This window comes from Streptomyces tanashiensis, assembly GCF_014648895.1.
Classification (GTDB): Bacteria; Actinomycetota; Actinomycetes; order Streptomycetales; family Streptomycetaceae; genus Streptomyces; species Streptomyces tanashiensis.
Genome location: NZ_BMRZ01000016.1, coordinates 98279 through 123041, shown reverse-complemented (window position 1 = coordinate 123041; position 24763 = coordinate 98279). Strand labels below are relative to the sequence as shown.

At 68.3% G+C, this 24763-nt stretch carries 19 protein-coding genes and 2 pseudogenes; 17 read left to right on the top strand and 4 right to left on the bottom strand.

Features of this window, described 5'->3' with window-relative positions:
• Nucleotides 1-640: 640 nt before the first annotated feature.
• The 5 genes and pseudogenes from IE237_RS32595 to IE237_RS32575 all read left to right on the top strand — a co-directional run.
• Nucleotides 641-820 (top strand): annotated as a pseudogene (locus tag IE237_RS32595) (ectoine/hydroxyectoine ABC transporter ATP-binding protein EhuA); the annotation flags it as partial.
• 175 nt (nt 821-995) lie between these two features.
• Entirely contained in the window at nt 996-2123 is a 1128-nt protein-coding gene (locus IE237_RS32590; RefSeq protein WP_229843047.1) for an ABC-three component system protein, read from the top strand.
• Nucleotides 2120-2587 carry an ABC-three component system middle component 2 gene (locus tag IE237_RS32585; RefSeq protein ID WP_189805759.1) on the top strand — a complete coding sequence of 156 codons (468 nt, stop codon included), beginning with the start codon at nt 2120-2122 and terminating at the stop codon, nt 2585-2587. Before IE237_RS32590 ends, IE237_RS32585 begins: the two co-directional genes overlap by 4 nt.
• Nucleotides 2580-4412, top strand: a complete 1833-nt coding sequence (locus tag IE237_RS32580) for a hypothetical protein (protein ID WP_189805758.1) — start codon at nt 2580-2582, stop codon at nt 4410-4412. The genes IE237_RS32585 and IE237_RS32580 overlap by 8 nt, the downstream gene beginning before the upstream one ends.
• A gap of 755 nt (nt 4413-5167) precedes the next feature.
• Nucleotides 5168-5827, top strand: coding sequence for a PDDEXK family nuclease (locus IE237_RS32575; RefSeq protein ID WP_189805757.1), 660 nt, complete (start codon nt 5168-5170; stop codon nt 5825-5827).
• A gap of 187 nt (nt 5828-6014) precedes the next feature.
• Here the strand turns inward: IE237_RS32575 and IE237_RS32570 are convergent.
• Nucleotides 6015-7204, bottom strand: a pseudogene (locus IE237_RS32570) (dihydrofolate reductase family protein).
• Between the two features lie 23 nt (nt 7205-7227).
• Nucleotides 7228-8655 carry a helix-turn-helix domain-containing protein gene (locus IE237_RS32565; protein ID WP_189805756.1) on the bottom strand — a complete coding sequence of 476 codons (1428 nt, stop codon included), beginning with the start codon at nt 8653-8655 and terminating at the stop codon, nt 7228-7230.
• A gap of 288 nt (nt 8656-8943) precedes the next feature.
• Between IE237_RS32565 and IE237_RS32560 the strand changes: the two genes are divergently transcribed.
• The 12 genes from IE237_RS32560 (at nt 8944) to IE237_RS32505 (ending at nt 20421) form a co-directional block, all read left to right on the top strand.
• Nucleotides 8944-9429 carry an ATP-binding protein gene (locus tag IE237_RS32560; RefSeq protein WP_189805755.1) on the top strand — a complete coding sequence of 162 codons (486 nt, stop codon included), beginning with the start codon at nt 8944-8946 and terminating at the stop codon, nt 9427-9429.
• 22 nt (nt 9430-9451) lie between these two features.
• The gene (locus IE237_RS32555; RefSeq protein ID WP_189805754.1) at nt 9452-10120 is read left to right on the top strand and encodes an HAD family hydrolase; all 669 of its coding nucleotides are present in this window, start codon (nt 9452-9454) and stop codon (nt 10118-10120) included.
• Complete coding sequence (locus IE237_RS32550) at nt 10117-11928, top strand: CDP-glycerol glycerophosphotransferase family protein (protein ID WP_189805753.1); 1812 nt, start codon at nt 10117-10119, stop codon at nt 11926-11928. Before IE237_RS32555 ends, IE237_RS32550 begins: the two co-directional genes overlap by 4 nt.
• Nucleotides 11925-12881 carry a thymidylate synthase gene (locus IE237_RS32545; protein ID WP_189805752.1) on the top strand — a complete coding sequence of 319 codons (957 nt, stop codon included), beginning with the start codon at nt 11925-11927 and terminating at the stop codon, nt 12879-12881. The genes IE237_RS32550 and IE237_RS32545 overlap by 4 nt, the downstream gene beginning before the upstream one ends.
• Before the next feature lie 8 nt (nt 12882-12889).
• Complete coding sequence (locus tag IE237_RS32540; RefSeq protein WP_189805751.1) at nt 12890-14608, top strand: carbamoyltransferase family protein; 1719 nt, start codon at nt 12890-12892, stop codon at nt 14606-14608.
• A complete protein-coding gene (locus tag IE237_RS32535; RefSeq protein WP_189805750.1) occupies nt 14605-15657 on the top strand; it encodes a glycosyltransferase family protein in 1053 nt (350 codons plus the stop codon). Before IE237_RS32540 ends, IE237_RS32535 begins: the two co-directional genes overlap by 4 nt.
• A 96-nt stretch (nt 15658-15753) precedes the next feature.
• A complete protein-coding gene (locus tag IE237_RS32530) occupies nt 15754-16266 on the top strand; it encodes a P-loop NTPase family protein (protein WP_189805749.1) in 513 nt (170 codons plus the stop codon).
• A 121-nt stretch (nt 16267-16387) separates the two neighbouring features.
• Nucleotides 16388-17143: a class I SAM-dependent methyltransferase gene (locus tag IE237_RS32525; protein ID WP_229843045.1), complete on the top strand. Its 756-nt coding sequence runs from the start codon at nt 16388-16390 to the stop codon at nt 17141-17143.
• Complete coding sequence (locus IE237_RS32520) at nt 17140-17889, top strand: phosphotransferase (RefSeq protein ID WP_189805747.1); 750 nt, start codon at nt 17140-17142, stop codon at nt 17887-17889. Before IE237_RS32525 ends, IE237_RS32520 begins: the two co-directional genes overlap by 4 nt.
• An 8-nt stretch (nt 17890-17897) precedes the next feature.
• Nucleotides 17898-18554 (top strand): histidine phosphatase family protein, encoded by a 657-nt coding sequence (locus IE237_RS32515; RefSeq protein ID WP_189805746.1) that lies wholly within the window; start codon nt 17898-17900, stop codon nt 18552-18554.
• Entirely contained in the window at nt 18551-19387 is an 837-nt protein-coding gene (locus IE237_RS32510; protein ID WP_189805745.1) for a phosphotransferase, read from the top strand. The genes IE237_RS32515 and IE237_RS32510 overlap by 4 nt, the downstream gene beginning before the upstream one ends.
• A 53-nt stretch (nt 19388-19440) precedes the next feature.
• Nucleotides 19441-20421: an NAD-dependent epimerase/dehydratase family protein gene (locus IE237_RS32505; protein WP_229843043.1), complete on the top strand. Its 981-nt coding sequence runs from the start codon at nt 19441-19443 to the stop codon at nt 20419-20421.
• Nucleotides 20422-20849: 428 nt separating this feature from the next.
• Here the strand turns inward: IE237_RS32505 and IE237_RS32500 are convergent, their stop codons facing one another.
• Both IE237_RS32500 and IE237_RS32495 read right to left on the bottom strand, forming a co-directional pair.
• On the bottom strand, nt 20850-23150 hold the full coding sequence (locus IE237_RS32500) for a glycoside hydrolase family 20 protein (protein ID WP_189805743.1): 2301 nt from the start codon (nt 23148-23150) through the stop codon (nt 20850-20852).
• A gap of 41 nt (nt 23151-23191) precedes the next feature.
• Nucleotides 23192-24430: an ROK family transcriptional regulator gene (locus tag IE237_RS32495; RefSeq protein WP_189805742.1), complete on the bottom strand. Its 1239-nt coding sequence runs from the start codon at nt 24428-24430 to the stop codon at nt 23192-23194.
• Nucleotides 24431-24763: the final 333 nt, after the last annotated feature.

Here is a 24763-nt window from a genome sequence, read left to right as displayed (position 1 = left end):
TGTGGAGATCCATTTCTGGGGGATGGGGGTGGTTCGGCGCATGGGGCGGCGGATTGTCTTTCGGTCATCTGGATTGGCCCTGCGAGGGAGCCGGATGCATGGGGTGTGCTGCGTGGGGTGGAGCTGGTGTCGGCCGTTGGCGTCAGTCCAAACGGGCAGGACGCGGGTGCTGGGATCGCCAAGGCGGGTGGTGACGAGTTCGCTGCTGCAGGTCGAGTTCATCAGGGGGTGCAGTTTGATGCCAGTGCGGTGTTGTCGGATGGCGACGAGGTCGGCGCTTGGTGGGCGTTCTCGTCGGTTGGCGGCGGGTGTCGTCTGCTGCTCTGTAGGTGTCGCTGTAGACGGCGTCGACGTGGTGCTGCGGGTCCTCGGGGACCGCGATGGGACCTGTCAAGGGCGACGAGTGCTCGTGGGTGCGGCGCAGGAGGCTGCTGCCCTAGACCTTCCCCCAGTACAGGGGAACCGTCGGCTGGCTCTTCCTGGTGACTGGGGGGGGAGGACGTGCAGGGTCGGCTCCTGGGCGTACGGAGAGCGGGGCCGGCCTTGGTGGCGGTGGCCGCGGCTGGCGCGCTGTCCGAGGAGTGCGAACGGGGCAGGGTCCCTCGACGTCGAGGGACCGCTCTGTGACTTGTGTGGTGATGACCTGGCCGAGTCGGGCATGACGGTGATCGTCGTCACGCACGAGAGGGGCATCGCCCGGGAGGTCGACGACTCGCTGGTCTTCATGGACGGCGGCGTGGTGATCGAGTCGGGCAACCCGCGGGATGTCCTGACGACCCCGCAGCACGACCGGACGAAGGCGTTCCTGTCGAAGCTGCTGTGGGCGTACGGGAAGAGGCGGTACGGGCGCGAGCGTGTATCGCCTCTTCCCGCGTTGCCTCACTCACCAGCCACCCGGGAAACGCAGGGCAACATCGACCTCTGGTTGGCTCAGTTGTGGTCTTTTCGCGAATGACCTGCCGGTGGTACGTCTAGTGGATCAACCATGGGCAGTGGTGAGCGGCGTTCAGGGGGAGACGTTGGATCCGAGTCAGGGCTTGCAAGCGGTCGTGGGCCAGGCAGGTCCCCCCTCGCTCATCCTCAACTATCCAACGGCGATGCAGTTTCCGGCCATGCCGTCGCCTGAGAAGATCGTCTTTGGCTACGATCCCAACGAGTTCGAGAAGTTCGTCGAAGAGTGGGTACCGGCGCTGGACGACCTGTACGTACAGGTCGTGCGTCAGGGAGGGGCCGGCGACCACGGCATCGACGTCGCCGCATTCCTCACCCCCCAGGGCCTGGAAGGCCCCTGGCACAACTATCAGTGCAAGCGCTACAAGGGGACGCTGGCCTGGAGCACCGCGGCAGGCGAGATCAGAAAGATGCTGGCGGGCGTGGTCACCGGTGAGTTCACGGTGCCAGAGCGGTACGTTTTCGTCGCCCCCTCCATAGGCCCGAGTCTGCATCAGGCACTGCAACGCCCGGTCAGCACTCGCAAGAACTTCATGGAGGCGCTGCGCGAGACCACAGACAAGGTGATCACCGACCTCGGACCACGGTTGAGGCGCGAGGTCGAGGAGTTGGCGGCGGATACGCCGTTCGAGATCTTTCAGACCGTCAACATGAAACAGATGCTGGAACAGCACAAGACCACTGACTTCTGGGTTAAGAGGTTCCCCCCTGAGTCCCCGCCTCGCCCAGCTGTCATGGAGCCGCCTGAGCAACCGGAGCCGCGCGAGGCGCGTTACGTGCAGCAACTCATCCAGGTCTACACGGAGCGCTGGCCAAGTGCTGCCACAACCGTTCCCCAGGCTGCTCAGCATCCAACTGCCGGCCCTCACTTGCGCCACCAGCGTGAGGCGTTCTTCAGCGCCGAGTCCCTGCGCCGCTTCGGGGAGGAGGCCTACCCGCCTGGTCATTTCGAGGCCATTGTCAAGGACATATACGACGCAGTGATCAATGTAGCGAGGGATGACCACCCCACGGGGTGGAGGCGTTTGCAGGCCGTCACCTCGCAGGCGATCAGCGCCGGGCTGACGCAGACGATTTTCGCTCAGCACGTGAGACCCCTGGATCGCACCGGGGTATGTCATCACCTGGCAAACGAGGACGAGCTCACGTGGTGTGAGGGAGAAGGGACATGAAGCCGCTGAACAGCCCGCTGGAGATCGGCGTACGGGCCCTGGTGCTGCTCTCCGAGAGCCACCCGGATGCTCTGGACCTGGCCCAGCTCGTCCTGTTGGACCATGCCGTCCTGCACAGCGGGGAGTTCGATGGTCCTCCCAGCCTGCACCCGGACCTGCCGGCCCGGTCAGGAGAGCTCGGCCTGAAGCGCACACGACTCGAGCAAGCGCTGCTGGTACTCATCCGCGCAGGCCTGGCCGAACTCGAAGCTGAGGGGACCGGCCTGGTCTACCGAGCCACCGAACGCGGCCCGGCCTTCGTGGAGATCCTGGAGGCCCCGTACGTCCGTCGCCTTCGCGAGCGCGCGGAGTGGGCCGTCCATCAGTGGGCTCCGGACACCGACGTGCGCGCCACCACCCGGTCCCTACTGACGACGCCCACCGCCGACACGGCCACCCGCCCGTTCGGCGGCCATCGTGGGTAGCCTCCAGCTGGTCCACCTCACCTACGCGGGTTCGGGCAAGCCAACGGCCCAGATCGTCTTCGGACCCGAACTCACCACGATCTACGGTGCCTCGGATACCGGGAAGACCTTCATCGTCAGGTCCGTCGAGTACATGCTCGGCGGGTCTCAACTGCCCATGGTCCCGGAGGCCGAGGGATATACCCAGATCCTTCTCGGGCTGCTGCTGCCCGATGGCAGCCCGCTGACGCTCGTCCGCCGTCCCGGCACCAACTCCACGCATCTGCATCGTGAGGACCTCCGCGACCTTGTTCACCGCCCAGCGGACGCCATCGTGAACTCGGTGCACAACGCCCGCAGCAAGAACAGCCTCTCGATCCACCTGATGCGCGCCATGGGACTCGACGAGGTCCTCATCCGCAAGAACGAAGCCGGCGGCACGCGCTCCCTGACGCTGACAGATCTGGTGCACCTGTCAGTAGTGACAGAGGACCGCATGATCGCGATGTCCTCCCCTGTCCTACGCACCGGCACCGCCTCCACCCGCACCGCGGAGACGTCGGTCATGCGCTTCCTCCTGACAGGGGAGGGAGACCCCGACATCGACACGGGCCCCAACCCGGGACAGCGGCGTGTCAACCGGGGGCAGATCAATCTCCTGGACCAGCTCGTCATCGACTTGCACGCGAAACTCGAGTCGGACGAGAACGAGCGTGAACTCAAGGACCGCCTGGTGCGCGTCAAGACCGCGATCAGCGCGCAGACCACCGCCTTGCGGGTGGCCGACGAGAGTCACCGCGAAGCGGTGCGCGAGCGCATGGCACACGCCCGCCGACTCGCTGGGCTGGACGAACGGCTGGCCGAGGTCAGCGACCTGTTGGGGCGGTTCCGTCTGCTGGAGGACCAGTATCGTTCCGACCTGGAGCGTTTGGTCATGGTCAATGAGGCTGGCAGCATCCTCGGCTACTTTCGCGTCGGAACCTGCGTCTTCTGCGGAGCACATCCCGAGCACCAGCACCCCGGTCACAGGCAGCAGGAGGCCACTCAGCTGCACATCGCGGTGCAGGCAGAGGCCGAGAAGACGACCGCCCTCCTCACCGACCTCCTGCCGACCATCGCAGACCTCGCGCAGGAGCAACAGGAAATCACCCGAACGTGGCAAGCTGCCAAGGCCGATCTGGAGACCCTGGACGCGCGCATCTCCGAAGTCGAGGGCCAGCTGGTGCCGCTCAGGGAGGGCCTCCAAGAGCTCCTGGACGCTCGCTCCGCAGTCGAGCGAGGGCTGGAACTGCATGCGCGGATCACAGAACTTGAGGACAAGCGCTCTCGCATCGACGGGGAGGGAGCGGTACCCGCTGCCCGGCCCACGGAGTACATCGCCGCCCGGGTCGTCAACGACTTCGACTCAGTCCTGCGGCACACGCTGGGCAGCTGGGAGGTACCGGCAGTCGACAACTCCGGGTACGACCAGTACAACGCCGAGATCCGGGCCGGAGGCCGCCCGCGCGCCGGTCGCGGCAAGGGCGTTCGATCCGTATTGCATTCGGCCTTCACCACCTCCTTGGCCCGCTTCTGTATCGAACGCGACCTTCCCCATCTCGGCTTCGTCGTCCTGGACTCTCCCGTGGTCACCTACCGCCAGCCGGTGAAGTACACCCCGCAGGATCCCGATGTACCCGACGCGCGGATCACATCGACGGTTGTGGAGCGCTTCTACGAGGACATGCTGGCCTTCCCCGGCCAGGCTGTGATCATCGAGAACGGTGATCCCCCGCTCGGGGTCCTCTCCGAAGCCACCACCTACAATTTCACCGCCGCCGACGGCCGCCCCGGCTTCCTCCTGTGAACACCGCACGCCGTTAACGGCGGGACTGCAGAAAGGGAAGGGCGCGGGGGTGGATTTCCCGCGTGTCGCGGCGGAGCAGGTCCGCGTACGTCTCGCGGCGGACCGCCTCGCGCGCGTGACCGTCCTCGCAGAAGACCACGGGTAGTCTGCGCGCGCCGTTGTGGTTGCTCGCCAGCGAGAAGCAGTACGCGCGCCGGTGGCTGGAACGGCGATGCCGTCTCCGGAGCGCGGTGACCGGAGCGGAACGTCCCGGATGAGGGTGTCGCCAGACTCGCGGTGACGGCCGACCAGGTCTCGTACCGCTCTCCTTCGCCCACCCGGTTCACAACAGTGGTCTCGAACCGCTGGGCGGACGCATACGGGGAAGGCGTGGTGCAGGGGTTGTTCATCAACGCGGACGGCCAGGCACATTCCTACGCTCCTGTCAGCGCAGACTGCGCAGCAGAACTGCTGCAACACCACTCCGCACCCGAGCGCGTCCTCATGTAGATCTCCAGCGTGCTCGCAGCAGCGTCCTGGTCGCTGATGCTCCAATAGAACCAGGCAGAGATCACCAAAGCCATGAGGACCGCGACGGCGAAGATCCCAAGCCAGGCGACAGACAACTGGTCCAGCATCATCTCGGACCTTGAGGCGCGCGCCCCTACGGCGATCGCTGAGACGACACGTGGCGGACCCGGCAAGCCACCGCCCCGCGACTCTTCGTGGAGCCCGCAGCATTGGCGCCGGTCGCCCATATCTGAACAGGAGCCGCTGTGATCAACGAAGCAGATAGCCCCGGTCCTTCCATCGACGCGGTACCGACCCGCTATGGCGACACCACGTTCCGATCGCGGCTCGAAGCCGACTGGGCTGCCACCCTCGACGGCAACGGCATCGCGTGGCAGTACGAGCCCGAGACCATCACCCTCGAGTCCGGCACGCTGTATCTCCCCGACTTCTGGCTGCCGGAACTCGGCACCTGGATCGAGGTCAAGGGTCCCGGGATACCGCGCACCGAGAGAACGGAGGAGCTGGCTCGGACGCGTGCCTGTCGATGGGGCACCTGCACTTGCCGGTGGTCTGGCGGCGAGTTCGTCCTGATCGGCAGGCAGGCCCTGGCCTCCCCCTGGACTGAGACCGGCCACCGCCCCAGACGGGGCTACGCAAATTGGGAAACGTCCTTCGGGCCGTCGACCTACTTCGTGACCTGCCCCGGATGCGCCCGAGCACAGTGGACTACGCTCCGACGGCCGTGGCGCTGCCGCGCCTGCCGCACCACTCTCGAAAGGGAGCAGCTGCTCAGGCCCGTCGACCGGATCGTCAGATTCGTCGAAAGCACCGGCGGCGGACTCTTCTCCATGCCCAACCTGGGCGAGCCGTTCACCGATGCCGAGCTGGGTCTTGAAGAGGAGTACGACGAGGATGCCTCGTGACCGGCCTTCTCACGAGTTCCCTGACGCGAGGAAGTGGTCATCGAAGGCGTTCGGCAATGGCTCGGGCAGTCCCAGACCAGCTTGGAATGCGGATCTGCTCGTCGTTGATGGCCGCGGCGTCATCGCCCAGCGCTGCTCGGTGTACGGCGCTCGCAGCGCCGGTACACCACGGGTTCATGGCCGTTCTTCAGAGCAGGTGCCGGTTGGGCGCTTGAGCGGATTCGGCTAGCTCCGGAAGCTCGACGACAGTGACGCCGGCATCCTCGAGGAGCTCGGTGCCGTCGGCGCCGGGAACGAAGGTGTCGGGCTCGCGCCAGGCTGTGACGACGCGGCGGACGCCGGCATCGCGGATGAGCTGGGCGCATGGGTGGGGCCGGGAGGCGCGTGTGGCGCAGGGTTCGAGGGAGCTGTAGATCGTGGCGGTGGCGAGTCGGGGATCGTCGGCGGGGAGCTTGGCGAGGGCGGCTTCCTCGGCGTGGTCGTGGGGGTCGTTCTCGCGGGAGTAGCCGCGGGTCAGTTCGGCCCCGTCGGCGGCGACGATGACCGCGCCTACGCTGAAGGCGGTCGTCGAGGGCGGGCAGAGAGCGGCTAGTTCGCAGGCAAGGGCGAGCCAGGCCCGGTCCGCGGCGTTGGGTTCGCGGCCGGGGCCCGGGGCGCCGGCGGAGAAGGGGGTGTTGCTCATCGAGGCTCCGTCGAGATGTCCTTGGGTGCGTACCTCAGGAGTACCACGTCGCCGATCTGGCGGGTCTCCAGGAGCCGGAGGCGGGCGGTGGGGCCGCCGAGGTAGTGCGCGGGGCCAAGCATCCGTACGGCGTCGGACTGGCCGACGAGGAGCGGGGCGATGACGAGATGGAGCTCGTCGGCGAGTGCTTGCTCGAGGAGTTGGGTGTGGATGGTGCCGCCGCCCTCGACCATGAGGCGGTGGATCCCGTGGGACCCACCGAGTACGTCCAACGCGACAGGCCAGGTGTGCTCGGTGGGGACGACGACGATCTCGGCCAAGTCACCGAGCGCCGCCCGCGCCTTCCTGCCGGCTTCCTGGCCGACGGCGAGTACGAGCTTCCCTCCTCCGTGATGCCAGAACTTCCAGTTCGGGTCCAGGTCCCCGGAGCCGGTGATCGTGACCTTCAACGGGTACTCCGGCCGGCCGGCGGCGACCCGAGCCGCGCGGCGCTCCTCGGAGTTCACGAGGAGGCGGGGGTTGTCGGTGCGGAGGGTGCCGGCGCCGACGAGGATCGCGTCAACGGAGGCGCGGACGGAGTCGACGCGGTCGAAGTCCTCCGGGTTGGACAGCATGAGCCGGTCTTCACCGGGGCGGGTGTCTAGGAAGCCGTCGATGGAGACCGCAGCGGACAGAAGGACGTAAGGGCGAGACACGGAGAACTCCAAGGGTGAACAGATCAAGCAGGGTGTAGCACGATGCGGTCGAGCGCGGCCCGGAACTCGGCAACGCCTTCGTCACCCGCCGCAGGGGCAAGCGCCAGGTCCAGCCGACCCAGCTGACCGATGATCCGGGCGGACCCGGTTTCGGCCGCGATCCCAACAGCCTGCGTACCGATCCTGGCTGCCAGCGTCATGTTTCCGGTGCCCGCGTGGGCACGCGCTGCCCGGGCCAGGTAGACTCCTCGGTCGCGCCGATACATCGCCGGCAGCGCCGCGATCGCGCTGTCGAAGCCGACGGCGGCCCGCTCGTAGTCCCCCAGTGCGGCAAGGGAACGGGCACGGGCAGTCCTGATGTACGCCTCATCGAGCCACGAGCCCCAGACTCCGTCGACGTCCGCACGGCCCAGCAGGGTGAGGGCGGTCTCGTATGAGCGATGGGCTTCGGTGCCTTCACCGAGTATCGCGTGCGCGTGCGCCTCGTGGAGGACGGCGATGACTTCGAGCCGGCTGCCCGGCCGGGCTGTGCGCCGGGCGGCAGCGGCGAGGCCCAGGCCGTCGGTGGGATGGCCGGTATCAACAGCGAGCTGGGCCTTGCGAGCGAGGATGTACGCGGTGAGATCGGTGTCGCCGGTGACATGGGAGGCGTCGAGCGCCTTCGCCGTATGGCCGTATGCGGCGCGATCGTGACCGATGTCCTGGGCGAACCAGCCGGCCAGCTCCTCGTACCGCGTCTCCAGGGCCAGAAGGTCGGCTGCGTCAGCACCACGGGCTGCCCGACGCCGCGCGGCAAGCGCGACAAGCTGCTGCTCCAGCGCGGGCAGCACGTGCCGGGGGCCCATGAGGTTGTCCGCTTGGATCATCACGCGGCGAAGACGTGCGAAGTGCTCGACGGGGGATCCCATGTCGGCGACCTCGGTCGCAGTCGCCACTGTCGGAGCCGGGAGCGCGGTCGCGGCAAGGCCGGCGAGCCCGGAAGCGAGAACGACACGACGAGGAACGGGCACGAAGAGGATCCTTCCTTGGATTCGGGCAGGGACGACGACCGTGTCCGTGTCGTCGTCGACTGAGCCTGCCTGCCCGAACGCCCCAAAGGCCAGGATCTCTGAGGCGCTGGCCCCATGGCTCTGTGCATTGGCCCCATGGACCTGTGTCACGGTTCTGGACACGGGGGCGTAATGCACCTGGGGCTGTGCGCCCTCGGCCCAGTCCCAGAGGCGGACCAACGCTCCGGCAGCGTCGACGGCCTCGTCGAGCGCAACTGCGGCATGGCGGGGGACGGGGCGTTCGGCACGTTCGAACCGCCCCAGATGGGAGCGGTCGATCAGGGCCTTGCGGGCGAGTGCCTGCTGCGCCAGTCCTCGGGCTTCTCGGAACTGGCGTAATTCGTAGCCCCATCGGTGCCACGGGCCGGCGTCCGGCGTCAGCTCGCTCGGCTGCTGCCCCATGCCTCCCCCTCGTGAACTCCTGCCCGCCTTGCGGGTGCTTCCGACGGCTCCGCCTGCAGCTGGATGGGGCCAGAGGGGCCAGCACACGGGGCCCCATGCGAAGTCTCCCGGCGAGGCCGCCCGGCCGTTTTCATCGTCGGGTACGAGCTGATCACACCGTATCCGAACGACGCATGCCGAGGCCCTCATTCGCTCATTGCTGCGAAGCGGGCGGCCGGTTCACGCGCTGCAACGCAACAACCGGGCGCTTCCCTCAAGGGCTGAGGCACGACCTGTGAGAAGGCGATCATGGAACGAATCGGAAACCTGGGCAGCGTGATCGACGCCCCCGCGCATCGGACGAGTCTCACACTGCCCGCTGACGAGCTGGCGCCGAGTCGCGCCCGCTCCTTCACCCGCGCAGCCCTGATTGCCTGGGGAGCCGAAGACCTCCTGGACGAAGTCGTGCTGGTCGTCAGCGAGCTCACGACGAACGCCGAGCAGCACGGTCGCCAGCCTGCCGAACCTGACAACTGGCCGAGTGCGGCGGACAGGAACCTTGACGAGATCACGCTGACGCTCGCCTTCCAGGCCGGCGTCGTGGGGATCGAGGTGGAGGACAACTCCCCGGAGCCCCCCGTCCCGCGGATCGCCTCCTCCTACTCGACCAGCGGACGTGGCCTGCTGCTCGTATCCGCCCTGGCCGACGCCTGGACCGCCTGTCCCAAGCGGGACGGCAGCGGCAAGCGGGTGATCGCCTTCGTCAAGCCTCCCGAGACCTGCCTCACCCTCTGATCCCGTTCACCGGAGATACCTCATGACCACCATGCTCCCGCCCTCGCCTTTACCTCCGAAGGCGCTGCTCCTCGACCTCGATGGCGTGCTCCTCGACACCCGCCCGGTCATTGAGCGCGCATGGCAGCAAGTCCTGAACGAGCACGGTCTCGACGTACCGTTCGAGGAGTACGAGCGCCACCTCGGCCGGCCGTTCGCCGACATCATGGAATTGCTCGGATTCACCGAGTCCGAGCAGTTTCACCGTACGTACGACGAGGCGTCGATCGCAGCGTCCCACCTCGCCCGCGAGTTCGACGGTACCGTGGAGGTCCTGCACGCCTTCGTCGCCGCCGGCTGGCGCCTCGGCATCGTCACATCCAAGCCCCTTGACCGGGCCAGCTCGCTCCTGGCCCGCCTCGGATGCCCGTTCTCCACGGTGCGCACGCCGAACAGCGGTGGGCGTGGAAAGCCCGCACCGGACACGGTCCTCCTCGCGCTGACCGACCTGGGTGTCGATCCCGCCGACGCCGTGTATGTGGGCGACATGACGGTCGACCAGGAAGCCGCCCGCCGCGCCGGTGTCCCGTACCTCCACGCCGGCTGGGGGTACGGCTGCCCGGGTGCCCCCTCCCCCGTGGTCGCCGAGTCCCCGAAGAACCTGCTGAGCCTCCTCGCCCCAGGCCCCTTCCTCGAGGGGAGCCTGTTGTGACCACGCCCTCTCGTCATGTCCACGGTCTGGCACGCGCCGACATCAAGGGACGGCCCGCGTGGGCACTGGTCGGTGAAGGCGCGGTCGCGGCTCTGGCATCCGACCGGATCACCGCCGGTGAGCTGGAGACTCTGCCCCTCGACACGCAGGAGCGCGAAGCGCTCGTCGAGCGTGTCATGGACGCGCTCCAGTGGTACGGGGCCTCTCTCAGGACGACGCCGAGCGGGGCCGGGTGGCTGTACGTGCAGCAGGTACCGGTCCGGCGCCTGGTGGCTCACGTCGTACGCAAGCTGATGGCCCTCAGCGCCTGGGAGCCGTTCAGGAATGCGCCCGGCCCCCTGAAGATCGATCCGCACGAGGGACTTGTCGGGCTTCGAGAGAGCAGTTCCCGGGAGTACCGCGCCTACACCGTCACGTGGTCCGGCATCGCGTATCTGCTCGGGGCAGCCGCCTTGTACAACCCCTTCCGTACCGCGCAGCTGAGCAACCTGCAGCCGGCGCGCGTCGACACCCGGGTGCCGAGCCCTCCCCCGTCGGCGCTGCCACGCACCGGCGTCGTCGCGCTCTCGTGGTCGTCCCGCCATGCGGCCACCCTGCTGCCGGTGCTCAAAAACCTGGCAGATAGTGGCCGAACGAGTCTCCTCGTCGATCTCGCCACGGACCCGGCCCAACACTGCGGCACCCCAGCCGTCGAAGGCATCAGGCTCGTTACGCCTACTCCTGGCCTCTTCGCTCTGTCCGGAGCCGTGGAGCGCCTGCAGCTGTGGGACGACGAGCACGTCGTCCAGGTGGGGGAGCACGTCGTCCGGCTCTCGCGTCTGGTCCGTCTGCTGGCCGTCCTGCTGGAGACGAGCGGTGGATGCACCCAGCCGTCGTGGCGCTCCGTGGTCCGTCTGGAGACGTGGCTGAGCGGTGTCCTGCAGGCGTCTCGCCCGCACACGCTGCTCGTCAGCAATGACACCAGCCCCGTTGGCGCGCTCGCCGTCCACCTGGCCGATCTCAACGGCGTGAACACAGTCCATGTGCAGCATGGGGCCTGGACTGCGGAGTCGGTCGCGTGGCCCGCGCTGTACAGCCGGGACATCATCGTCATGGGCGATCGCGACGCCCCGCTCGCCAAGGCGTGGGCGCGCCACCCGGACGCCGAGGTCCACGTGCTGGGGCAGCCCCGCTTCGACGTTCTCGCCGGCCTCGGGCGGGCAGCCCAGAGGCGGTACCTCGAGAAGCTGCTGGTCCCCGGATCTGGGCGGAGCCCCGACCGGATCATGGTCTGGGCCTGCCAGCCCTTCGGCCCTGACCGGCTCAAGGCCCACGCCGACCTCCTCCTGGACGGGATGTGGAAGGCCGCGGGCGAATGGGGACTGGTCATCGCCCCGCACCCGGCGCAGAGCCCGGAGGTCTTCGCCTCGCTCATGCAGCGGGACGGAAGGCCGCTCGTGGCCGTCGCCGATCCGCAGGTAGGGGCCCGGGGTTGTCTCGCTGGCGCCAACGTCGTGGCGAGCGCCTATTCGACGTGCGGCATCGAGGCCGCACTCTTGGGCGTGCCGGTCCTGGAGATCGGAACCGCCGACGAACGCACGCTCGGGCTTGTTGCTCACGGCCTCGCGCGACGCTGCACCACCGCCGGGGACGTCGCCGACGGGCTCTCCGCACTCCTCATGCCGCTCAAGGCCACCGAACCCGCTTCGACCGACGCGGTGTGCCGCTGGGGCGGCGACAGCGCCGCCCTGGTCGCGCAACTCATCGTCAGCCGCGCCTCCGGCAATCAGCTCGAACACCTCAGAAACGAAGGAGTCTCCGCCCGATGACATCCCTGACCGCCGACAGCATCGCCGAGCTCTTCGTGGGTGCCGTCGCCCTGGCCAAGTCCGGCGAGAGCGTCAGCCCGCGCGGCATGGCGACTCGTGAGGTCCTCGACGTCCACATGCGGCTCACCCGTCCGCGGGCCCGCCTGCTGTACGCGCCCCCGTCCAGGATCCTGAATCCCGCGTTCGCGGTGGCCGAGACCGTCTGGATCCTCTCCGGCTCGGACGAGCCCTGGATCTTCGACTACAACACGAAGCTCCGCCAGTACGCCGACGACGGAGTCCTGCGCGGTGCCTACGGTCCGCGGATGCGGAAGTGGGCGGGCACGGTAGACCAGCTGGCCCGCGTCGTGGAGATCCTCACGGAGGACCCGGACTCCCGCCGGGCCCTGATCCAGCTCTACAACCCGGCCCGTGACGCCGCCGGACACAAGGACGTGCCTTGCACGCTCGGCTTCCGCTTCTACCTGCGTGACGGTCGCCTGCACATGTCGACGACGATGCGCGGCCAAGATGTGTGGATCGGCATGCCGTACGACCTGTTCTTCTACACGGTCCTGCACGAGCTGGTGGCCGGGTGGATCGGCGCCGAGCTGGGCGACTTCCACCACCACGTCGGATCGCTGCACATCTACGAGAACCACCTCGACCAGGCGGAGGAGTTGACCTCGATCGTCGCGAGCTCCGAGATGCCGGACCTCACCACGTCGTGGGAGGGCTTCGACGACCTCCTCCATCAGGTCAGGGGGCTGGGCGTGACCGGGCACGCCGGCTGGGACGCCATGTCCGAGACCTTGCGCAGCTACCAGCTCTGGAAGGGCGACCAGCGGGATCAGGCGACTGATCTGGCCGGCAAGATCGACGGGCCGCTCGGCCAGGCCATGACCGCCTGGTACGAGGAACTGGGCCGTCGCGCCACAACCTCACCGGCGCGCACCTCGGCCGGTGTGCGGTGACGGCGGCCGTGGACCAGACGCCCTCGGTCATCCTCGGCCTGTGCTCATACACCCACGACTCCGCAGCCGCGCTGCTCGTCGACGGGCAGCTCATCGGCTTCGTCGAGGAGGAGCGGCTGTCCCAGCAGAAGCACACCAAGGACTACCCGCGCCATGCCGTCGAGTGGCTGCTCGGCGAGGCGGGGCTGGCCGCCACCGACGTCGACGCCGTGGCCTACAACTTCCAGCCCGCCCGCTACCTACTCGAATCCCCGGCCGCGCTGCGTCTGGGGCTGTCACCGAGCACGCGTGACCGGGCGGTGCCGCGAGCCCGTGGCTTCGCCAAGGTGGCGATGCGCACCCAGCTCCGTCTCCGCGACCTCGGCCGGCGGTTCCCCGCCGCACGTGTCTCCCCGGTCCTGCATCACCGGGCTCATCAGCTGATGGCTTTCGCGGCCTCCGGGTGGAACGAGTCCGCCGTGCTCGTCGTCGACAGCCTCGGCGAGAGGCAGACGACGACCATCGCCCACGGGTACGACGCACTCCGGCCACGCACCCGCACCCTGGAGGCGATCAACGATCCCGCCTCCCTCGGGTACGTGTACGGCGCGGTCACCGAGCACCTCGGGTGGCGCCGCGGTGACGAGGAGGGCACCGTGATGGCGCTCGCCGCGCTCGGCGATCCCGCGCGATTCCGGAAACTCTTCGCCCGGGCCATCCGCGTCACCTCCACGGGCTTCGCCGTCAACCCTCTCTATTTCCCCCCGCGGGTGCTGACTTCGGGCTATCCAAGGACCACCCGGCGCTTCATCGAAGAGACGTGCCCCGAACGCCACCCGAGCGAGCCGCTGCGCGACGTGCACCGGGATCTGGCTGCGGCCCTCCAGGAGCGCACCGAGCAGGTAATGCTGCACCTGGCCCGCCGAGCGCGGACCGTCACCGGCTCCCGCCGCCTGTGCGTCGGAGGCGGCGTCGCCACGAACTGCGTGAGCATCGGCCGCATCATCGAGGCCGGCGTGTTCGACGAGGTCTTCGTGCCGCCCGCCCCGGGCGACGCCGGCACCGCGATCGGTGCCGCCATCGCCGTACACCACGATGGCCACGCCCGACAGCCCCTGTCTGGCGTCGCCCGGGCCTGCTACCTCGGGCCGTCCTTCGAGGAAACGGCCCTCGACCTCACCTCGTGGCCCGGCCTCCAGGAGAAGGCGCTGGGCAGCGAGGCCGCCGAGTTCCTCGCCGAGCAGCTCGCCAACGGTTTGATCGTCGGGCTCTTCCAAGGACGGGTCGAAGCTGGCCCCCGCGCCCTGGGCAACCGCTCGATCCTGGCCTCCCCGAGGGAGCCGGGCGTCGTCGAGCGGCTGAACGCCACGGTGAAGTTCCGGGAGCCGTTCCGTCCCTTCGCCCCTATGGTGCTGGTCGAGCGGGCTTCGGAGTTCTTCACTCTCGGCCAGGAGGCGCCGTACATGTCGATGGCGTCCGGTGTCACCGACAAGGCGCGCGAGCTGCTGCCGGCCATCGTGCACGCCAATGGAACTTCCCGCCTCCAGACCGTCACTCGCTCGCAGAACCCGTTCATGCACGAGGTCCTCAGAGCCTTCGCCCGGCGCACGGGCGTACCGGTGCTGATCAACACCTCGCTCAACGTGAAGGGCAAGCCGATCTGCGGAACACCCGCGATGGCGCTCGACTGCCTGGCCAACTCGGGCCTGGACGCCCTCCTGCTGGAAGGGCGGTGGATCACCAAATGAAGATCGGGTACAGCTTCTGGGGCTTCCTCGGCAGCGGGGTCACGGACACCCCGGACGGGGGCCGCAGCCACCGCCGCCCCTTGATCGACGCTCTCGTCGACCGCGGCCACGAGATCGTTTTCCTGCAGGCCAACCGCGACCTGATCGAGGCCGGCGACGACCTGGGCAACACCTACACCTTCGACAGCGGCAGCCCGGACATCGACGCCCTGTTCCTGGAGTGGCGCTGGGCGATCGCGGGGCGAAACACCACCCCGTGCGGCGCCGAAGGCCACACCTGCGACCTGCATCGCCAGGCCGAACTGATCACCCGGTACACCGTGCGCAGGAAGACGCCGACCGTGATCTGGGACAAGGACCGCAAGCTCCGGGCGGAAAGCGTGTGGCGGCGCGTTCCCCAGGCCACTGTCTGCGAGGCCGCTCTCGAACCGACGCCTGGGGCGCACCGCCTGCTCTTCCCCGTCGACGACCGCCTGCTCGCCGGGTCGGATCCGGTCGCGCTCGCCAAGCAGCCCCGGGATCTCGTCCTCGGGTACCTCGGCAACCAGTACGACCGCGACGAGCACTTCGACCGCTTCTTCGCACCGGCCGCCGCACGCTTCGATCACCTCGTCGGAGGCAAATGGACCAGGACCGGCCGCTGGCCGCACGTCCGGTTCCTCGGCAAGCTCCCCTTCGAGGCGGTCCACGGCGTGTACGGCAGGTCGTTGGCGACCGTGCTCATGCTGCCGGAGCGGTACGCCGCCGTCGGGCAGATGACGCAGCGGATCTTCGAGGCCGTGCTCGCTGGCTGCCTCCCGCTCGCCCCTGCCGACATCGTGCACGCCGACCGCTTCGTGCCCGAGGAGCTGATCGTCCGTTCTGGTGGCGAGGTGATCGAGCGGCTGAATCACCTCCGGCGGATCGCTGGCACCCAGCAGCACGCAAACCTGATCGCGGCCTGCCTGGACCGTCTGGACCTGTTCCGTCTGAGCCGACAGGTCGACGCGCTGGAAGCCGTCCTGGACACGGCCGCCAGTCCCCTCGCCATGGAACGTGGGGCGGCCTGATGCAGCTGAGCAGCCAGGCCACCACGTCTGGATCATCCGAACGTGCCCAGGCGGCCGGTCCGACCGGGCACCCGAGCACCTCTACGCTGGAGCATCATGAAGAAGGTCGCCATCGTCGGCTGCGGAGGCAGCGGCAAGTCGTACCTGGCGCGCGAGCTGGGCAGGATTCTCGGCGCCCCGGTGACGCACCTGGACGCCGCGTTCTACGACGACGAGTGGAACGAGCTGCCCGCGGAGAGGTTCGCCGACCTGCAGCGGGAACTGGTCGCCCAGCCGAGGTGGGTGATCGACGGGAACTACAACTCCACGTTGCATATCCGGCTCGAAGCCTGCGACACGGTGGTCCTGATGGACGTCTCGACCGTGGCCGCACTGTACGGGATGTTCTCCCGGCAGATCCGGCACGGGGCCGGGCACAAGGGCAATGGCGTGCACAACCGCATCCACTGGGGCGTGATCAAGTACGTGGCGACGTACCGCCGCAAGATGCGCCCGCGGGTCATGGCCAAGATCAGCGAGTTCGCCTCGGGCCGTGCCGAGGTGGTGCTGCTGTCAAGCCGGCGTCAGACGGGCCGCTGGCTGCGGAAGGTCGCCGACGAGCGCCGCTGAGCTCTCCGCTCCCCCAAGGGGAGGGTGCGGCATGAACGGGACCAACCCTTTCCTGGACCCAGCTCGGCAGGCGGATCTGTATGGGGACGCCTCCCGACTGGCCAGTCGGTCCAGCGCGCTGATGCGGGCGAAGAGCTCCGGGCGCCCTGTACCGGACACGATCGTCGCGCTGGTCCGCGACCACCATGAGCGACCGGATCGCCTCGGCCTGGTCCTGGACCTCGGCTGCGGTCGCGGAACGAGCAGCCTGACCCTCGCCAACGAACTCCGCCCCCGGCGGGTCATCGGTCTCGACGCCGCGCCGACCCTGCTTGAGCAAGCTCGCCTGCGAGCCCGGCAACTGCACGGCCTCCCGGTGACCTTCCACCAGGGCGACTTCCACCGTCTCCCCGTGTCCGACGGGTCGTGCGATGTCGTCGTCGCCGCGTTCTGCCTCTACCACTCGCCGCGCCCGCAGGCTGTGGTCGCAGGGATCGGTCGGGCACTCGCTCCCGGCGGTCTGGCCGTGTTCGTCACGAAGAGCCTCGACAGCTACCGGGAGATGGACCAACTGGTGGCCGCCGCCGGCCTCGACCCGCGAGCCGAGCAGCACGAGAGCCTCTACGTCTCGGCGCACAGCGGCAACCTCGCCGACCTGGCCGCCGTGCCGCTCGACGTACTCGCCGTGGAGCACGAGGAACACAGCTTCACCTTCGACGGCCACGACCACGTCGCCGAGTACCTCGCCACCAACCCAAAGTACGACCTCGCCCCCGGCCTCAACGGCAACGCGGACGCGCTCGCGGCGACCCTGCACGAGCTCCTGCCTGACCAGCCCCTCACCACCAAGTCCGTCGTCACCTTCGTCGTAGCCCAGTCGAAGAAAGGACGGCAATGATGCTCCGGTATTTCACCAAGCGCTACGAGGCTCCTGATCGGGTGGCCGCGGCAGCCCGCCATCACGCTTGGCTCGCCGAGCACGCCCGGCCCCTGCGGCTGCCGGCGCTGACAGTTGTCGGGCCGACGAGTCTGACGTACGAGTGGATCGACGGCAGCCCGGCCCGGCCCGAGGACCTGCTGGCCCTGGCCGCGCTGTTGGGCGACGCCCACGGAGCCGCCTGGACCACGGACCTGCGGCCGGCCTCTCTGAACACGCCGCACCGTTTCCAGGATGGCATCGCGTTCGGCGACTACATCGGTCCCCGGCAGACGGCCCTCGGAAGAAGACTTGAGCAGGGGTACCTGGCAGACCGGGTCGCCTTGCACGCGATGCTGGCGCTGCTGGAGAAGACTGCCGAGGGGCCGACCGCCTTCTACAAGGACAGCAACCCCCGGAACTTCATCATCGCCGAGGCCGGCGACGTCTACACGGTCGACACCGACGACCTCACGCTGGCGCCAATGGGGTACGACCTGGCGAAGCTGATCGCGACGATGGTCCTGACGTATGGGCCGCTGCCGGCGCCAGCCATCGACTCCGCCCTGCGCGCCTACAACGAGGCCGCCGAACGCCACGATCACCGGCTCGGCACCACGGATCGCGATCGGCTCGACGACTTCCTCGCCCTGCACGCCGTCCTGACCGCCCCGTACGCCGGCCGCAACGGCTACCGCCACAACTGGCCGTCCCGACCCTGCCCCTGAGGTTCCGCATGATCACCACAGAACTCGTCTTCGTCCGCCACGGCGAGGCCCAGTGCAACCTCGACGGCCTGGTTGGCGGCCCGCGCACCTGCACCGGGCTAAGCAACCGCGGATACGCGCAGGCCGAACGGGTCGCGCTCCGCCTCGCCGCCGAGCACCGCGACAAGCCGTTCGACACGCTGTACGCCGGCCCTCGCATCCGCCTGCGCCAGACCGCCGAGATCATCAGCCAGGCCCTCCGGCTCCCCATGTGCACGGAAGACCGTCTCGACGGTCCGGTCCACGGCGCCGCCGATGGTCTGCCCTGGACCGACGTGAAGACCGCCGCCGACGGCGGCCCGCACGCCCATCCCGACAAGCCCTGGGCTGCTGGATCCGACTCCTGGAACGGATACCTGGAGCGGGCCGGCCGCTTCCTGCAGGAACTCATCGACCGGCACGAAGGCGAACGCGTCCTGTTCGCCGCGCACGGCGAGACCGTGATCGTCGCGCACACCCTGCTCCTGGGAATCCCTGTCGGTTCCCCGGCCGGATTCACGGTCTCCCACGGGTCCATCACTCGCTGGCAGCACCACCTCAATCGGCTCGGACAGAGAAGGTGGATGCTCGACCGCCACAACGACACCGAGCACCTGGTCGCTTTATCGCAGGAGGCCGCCTCGTGATCACGATCTACGATGATCCGCGCCTGAAACTGGCCCGAGGCGCGCTCGGAGCGGTCCGTGTCGTGCCCGATCAGGCTCTCCCGCCCCGCGTCCTGCGCCTGGTCAACGCCGACGGCAAAGAGTTCTTCGCCAAGCAGCACAGCGAGCGCGACCGGTACGCCCGCGAGCTGCACGCCTATCTCGCCTGGGGGACCCACCTGATCGGCCACGTCCCCCACGTGGTCGGCCGACAGGACGCAACATGCAGCCTGCTTCTCACCGCTGTCCCCGGCGTACGGGCGGACACGGTCACACCGGGGTCGCCCGAGGAGGAGCAGGCCCACTTCGAGGCCGGACGCGTGCTGGGCAAGCTGCACCACTCCACTGCGGTGCCGCGTACCGGCGCCGTCGGCACGGGACTCGCCCAGCGGCTGCGCGACTGGATCGCCCGCGCAGACCGGGCCGACCTCATCTCCAAGGTCGAACGCGACCGCCTGAACCACAACGCGGACGTCCTGGCGAACACGCTCATGGACAGCGCCGTATGCCACCTCGACTACCAGCCGCGGAACTGGCTCCTCGGCGACGCTTTCGGGCTGTGCGACTTCGAACACATGCGCCGTGACGCCCGCATCCGCGACTTCGCCCGGCTCGAGTTCCGCCGCTGGCAGGCCGTCCCGAACCTCCGAACGGCGTTCTTCGCCGGATACGGACAGCCGCTGAACGACACCGAGCAGCGGCTGTTGGAGTCCTTCGGCGCGATCGAGGCCGTCACCGCCCTGGTGCGTGGACACGAGCAGGACGACCTCGCCCTCAAGACCCACGGCCGCACCGTGCTGGCCCGCGTCACCTAAGCCGCCGCCTCCCCCGATTCATGGAGATTCCCGTGCCGCAGCATCCATCCCACTTGACCACCGCTGTCCCCCGCCGGGCGGTCGTGACCGGCGCCGCCGGCTTCATCGGCTCCCACCTCACGCACGCCCTCGTCCAGGCCGGCGCCATCGTCGTCGGCGTCGACCGGCGCGACCCGGCCACCGACCCCACGGCCGCGGCCAACCTCGCCGTCCTGCAGGGGCTCCCGGGGTACATGCACGTCACCGCCGATCTCCTCAGCTGCGCGATCGAGCCGCTTCTCGTCGACGCGAACGCCGTCTTCCACCTGGCGGGCATCCCCGGGGTACGCCCTTCGTGGGGACCGAAGTTCAGCGAGTACGTCGCCTCCAACGTCCTCGCCACCCACCGCGTCATGGACGCCGTCTCCCGGATGGGCGTGCCCCGGCTTGTGGTGGCCTCCTCCTCCAGCGTCTACGGCCCCACCGACGGCGGTGCGAGCGTCGAGACCGATCGGCCCCAGCCGGCATCCCCGTACGCGGTCACGAAGCTCGCCGAGGAGCAGCTCTGCCTCGTGCACTCCACCCAGGCCCACTGCCCGACCAGCGTCGTCGCCCTGCGGTACTTCACCGTCTACGGTCCTCGACAGCGACCCGACATGTTCACGCACCGCGCCCTCACAGCCGCCCTGGTCGGCCGACCGCTGCGTCTGTACGGGGACGGGCACCAGCGCCGGGACTTCACGTACATCGATGACGCGGTCTCCGCCACCATCGCCGCGGCCACCATCCCGACAGCCAGCGGGGTGATCAACGTCGGGGGCGGTTCAAGCGCATCCCTGCTCGAAGTGATCAACATCGCCAACAGTCTCGCCGGGCGCGAGATCCAGGTTCACCAGGAAAGCCCGCGCAGCGGCGACGTACTCACCACTCGCGCCAACCCCGGCCGTGCCCACGAGGTCCTCGGCTGGCGGCCCCAGGTCGACCTCCACACCGGCATGCGAGCCCACATGCAGGCACTGGCCACCGGTTCCGCCGCGTACGGCCACGCGGCATAACGGGCTGCCCACGACTTCGCACCACGCTCGCCACTCACCGACAGGAGCACCCCGTGGCTGCCACCGCTTCACCACACCCCCCATACGCCGACACATTGCGGTCATTTCCTGCCGCTGGGGCGTCTCCCGGATTCCCGGCAATCCTCTGGCGCGGCTCGGGAACAAGCCGCTGGTCTGGACGTTCACCAACGCTGCATGGAGGCCCAGCGCCTCGACTGCGTAGTAGTCGCCACCGACGACGAGTGCATCAAGGAGGCCCCGACTGGGCTTCGAGAGTCGAGGGGGCACCCGCAATGCCGCCCCGGTCAGGATTCCGGGGCGGCATCAACCGCGGGCTGTGCCGAGGTGACCCCGACGTCTGCCGACGTCACCCCGGCATCAGTTGTACGGAATCGGTTTTCGCTCCCCTTCCCGAGAAGCGAAAGCCGTCAGCTGCCGTAGACCTCGAAGGACCAGAGCGAGTACCCGTACACGGTGCCGCGAGCGGTTGCGTTCATCCGGATGTAGCGCCCGTTGCCGGCGAGACCGGTCAGGTTCTGGACGCCGCCGGTGCCGGCGGTGGCGGAGTAGAGATTGATCCAGTGGCTGCCGTCGTCGGAGACCTGGATCTGGAAAGCCTTGGCGTATGCGGTCTCCCAGGACAGCCGGACCTGGTTGATCGACTTCGTCGAGCCGAGGTCGACCTGCAGCCACTGCGAGTCGGCGCGGCTGCTGGACCAGCGCGTGGCGGCATTGCCGTCGGTGGCATTGGCCGCCGGGAAGACGGGAGTCTCCACGCTGGAGGCGGTGGTGGGCTTGCCCTTTGCCAAGTCGGTGTCGTGGAAGGCCTGGAACTCGTACAGCGAGTAGCCGTGCGTTGTACCGCGCGCCGTGCCGTTCATCCGGATGTAGCGGCCAGAACCGCTGAACCCGGTGAGCGTCTCGGTGCCGCCGGTACCGGCGGTCCGGGTGTAGACGGTGGTCCAGTTCGTGCCGTCATTCGACATCTGGATCTGGTAGTCCTTGCCGTAGGCGGCCTCCCAGGCCAGGACGACCCGGTTGACGGTCTGGACCGATCCGAGGTCGACCTTGATCCAGCTCGGGTCCGTGGACGCGCTGGCCCAACGGGTGCTCATGGAGCCGTCGGTGGCATTGGCCGCCGGGGTGCCGGAGCCCTCGATGCTGGAGGAGGTGGTGGGCTTGCCCTGGGTCAAGTTGCTGGGGGCGCTGGTGGTCTGCCACAGCGGGTTACGGCCGATCGCGTCCATGATCGGTACGAATTCGGCGTAGGTGGGGACGAGCTTGGGCGAGCCCCAGGTCATCTGCGCGAGGCCGCGCAGCGGGTTCTTGATCCCGTCCGCCGTCTGCTCAACGGTCTCGGCGGTGGGGGTGTCGCACCAGACGTGGATCAGCGAGCCACGGTTCTTGACCGGGTCGGTGATGGTGCGTGCGTCCTGGAACAGGTCAGGGTTCCAGGACTCGTACATCCACTTGGTGTCCGGCTTGTTCTTGCCGTAGATGTAGTAGGTCGGCGTCCAGGACGCGTTGGCCACGGTGTGCCCGGCGTCGATGAGCTGCTGCGGGTTCTTGCCGAAGCCGTACCAGTACTCGACGATGATGTTGGAGTCCGGCGTGATCGTGCCGTCGCCGGTGCCGATCCCGTCGTTCCACATGCGCATCGTCTTGCCGGCGCCGCGAACGAGGGAATTGGCCTCGTTGATGAAGCCGTAGTAGACGTCCTTGGCCTTCGCGGTGGCGCCGTACTTGGCCCGTGCGTAGGTGAGCAGCTGGGGGTACGCGTTGTAGTTGGTGACGTACTCGTCGGCGCCCAGGTGCCAGTAGTTCGAGTTATTGAACAGCGGCATGTACTCCTTGATCAGATCCGTGATCAGGGTTCGGGCGCCGGGGATCGACAGGTCGATGAAGCCGTCGTCGGCGGTTCCCGCGGAGTCCTTGAGGCGGTAGTCCTTGCCGATCGCCAGTTCGCCCGCCAGGACCGCGTTCATGTGCCCCGGTATGTCGATCTCCGGGACGATCTGGACGTGGTACTTGTTGCCCAGGTCGATGAAGTCCCGGATGTCCTGCTTGGAGTAGTGCTGGGCAGACGTGATCTCCGGGTGCGTGCTGGACTCCAGGCGGAAGCCGTGGCGGTCCGAGAGGTGCAGGTGGAGGTAGTTCATCTTCAGGTAGGACATCTCGCGGATGTGCCTCTTGACCCAGTCGGCCGGAAAGAAGTTGCGGCCGGTGTCGATCATGAGCCCGCGTTCGGGCTTGGTCGGGGAGTCGTTGGCCGTCCCGGCGGGAATCGTGGAGCTCTTGCTGAGCATCTGGAGCACGGTCCGCGTGCCCCAGAACTCGCCGGTCGAGGTCTTGGCCTGGATCCTGATGCTCGATCCGACGGTGACGGTGTAGCCCTCGTCCGGCTGGGAGCCGCCCAGGGTCAGCGCGATGTCGCCCGGACCTGCCACGCCCTGGACCACGGAGACGGTACGGCCTTTGAGGGCCGACAGTTCTGCGGCGAAGGTGTTGGCGTCACCGGTGATCTGCGAAGCGTAGGCCGGATCGACGACAACCCGTCCGGCAGAACCGAACGTGAAAGAACCTGTCGTTCCCGTCCATTGACGCACCGCCGGAACGGTCGCAGGAGTGGTGGTCGCGGCATGCGCTTCCGGAGTGGCCGTCAGGATACAGAGCGGTGCTATGGCCACGGCAGCGGCTGCAAGCACAGCCGCGACGGGGGGTCTTTTCATGGCGTCCCTTTCATGGATGAGGTGCAACGGGCCGTTTTTCTTCAGGTGGTCTCCGCGACAGCGGACTCAGTAGAGGCTGCCTCGGAAGAACTCGCCTCGATTCCGCCGACCGCGATGCCCCCCGCGGACATCGTGATCATGACGCCGAGTTGCTGACGGATCGCGTGGGCCGCGGCGCCAAATTCCACGCTGTGGCGGCCCAGTGTGAAGGGGCGCAGCGTCAGCGGAGCGAATCCGGACATCACGCGCAGCGCCAGCGTCTCGTTGACCTGACGCACCAGCGCCGGGCCGAGCCGGTCGGAGGCCATCGGCCCACCGAGAACGAACTCGGTGACGTCCAAGGTCCCCGCCAGCGTCGACAGCAGGCGGGCCAGTTCCCGGGCGGCGCGGGTGACCCGCTCACCCAGTGCCCTGACCTCGCCGTCGTCGGCCCCGTCGAGGAAGCGCTCAACGGTGGCATCGTCCGCGTCTCCCCGGATCGACGGCTGGGCGGCCACCGTCTCCAGACAGCCGATCAGACCGCAGCCGCACCGCAGCGACGCCCCGGCGTCGATGTGCCCGATCTCGCCGCTGCGGAACCCGGCCCCCTGGTACAGCCGGCCGTCCAGCACGATGCCCGCCCCGATGCCGGTGCCGATCCACAGGGCGACCACCGCCCCGCTGCCGTCCGCGGACAGTGCGACTTCCGACAACGCCACCGCGTTGGCGTCGTTGACGGCGTGGACCGGCAGTCCGTCGCAGAGCTCCGACAGGCTCTGCCCCAACGGCAGCATGTGCCAGCCGTAGTTGACCGCCTCCCGGATCACGCCGTCGTCGCCGACGATGCCGGGTACCGCTACGCCGATCGCGGCGACCGAGCCGTCACCACTCGGGATCAACCGACGCGCCACCTCCGCCACCATCGACAGGGTGCCCTCGCCCGGCACGTGCGCGACCGCGGCGCTCTCCTCGACACGGCCGGTGAGCGTGAGCCGGCTCGCGTGGATCCCGTTCCGGCCCAAATGCACGCCGAGGAAACGATGGTGAGCGTCATCGAGCTCGAGGAGGACCCTCGGTTTGCCGACGCCCTGCACCTCCCTGCCGGCTTCCCGCACCAGCCTCCGCTCGATCAGGTCGGCCACGATCGCAGACACCGTCGCCGCAGGCAGCCCCGTACTGCGGATCACGTCGCTGCGGGCGAACCGGCCTCCGCCCGCCGCGACACACTGCAGCACCAGCACGTCATTGCGGGCACGTAGAGACCCCTTCGTCCCCTTCTGGGTGAATCTGAGCTGGGTCACACGATCGCCTTTACTTCAGTCAGCGGCGTTATATGGAGCCGCAATCTAGAGCCACGGCAGCCATCAGGCAATACTTCACCTTCAAGTCGAGGCTCAATGACGACAAAAGACCTCGTACCACTCGCCTTTATAACGCTGCTCATCGAAGTAAGAGGGGGCCGAATGGCCCCACACGCGGCAGCGCACACCGGAGCAGGCCGGAGTGCAGACCATGCCGGCCCGCCCGTCGCGGTGACGAACCTCTTGACACCAGGCTCGCCACCCGCCGACCATGTCGGCGTGTGGTTTAGACCACTGGCGCAGTCGCGCCCCCGCATCCGCCAACTCACCTGA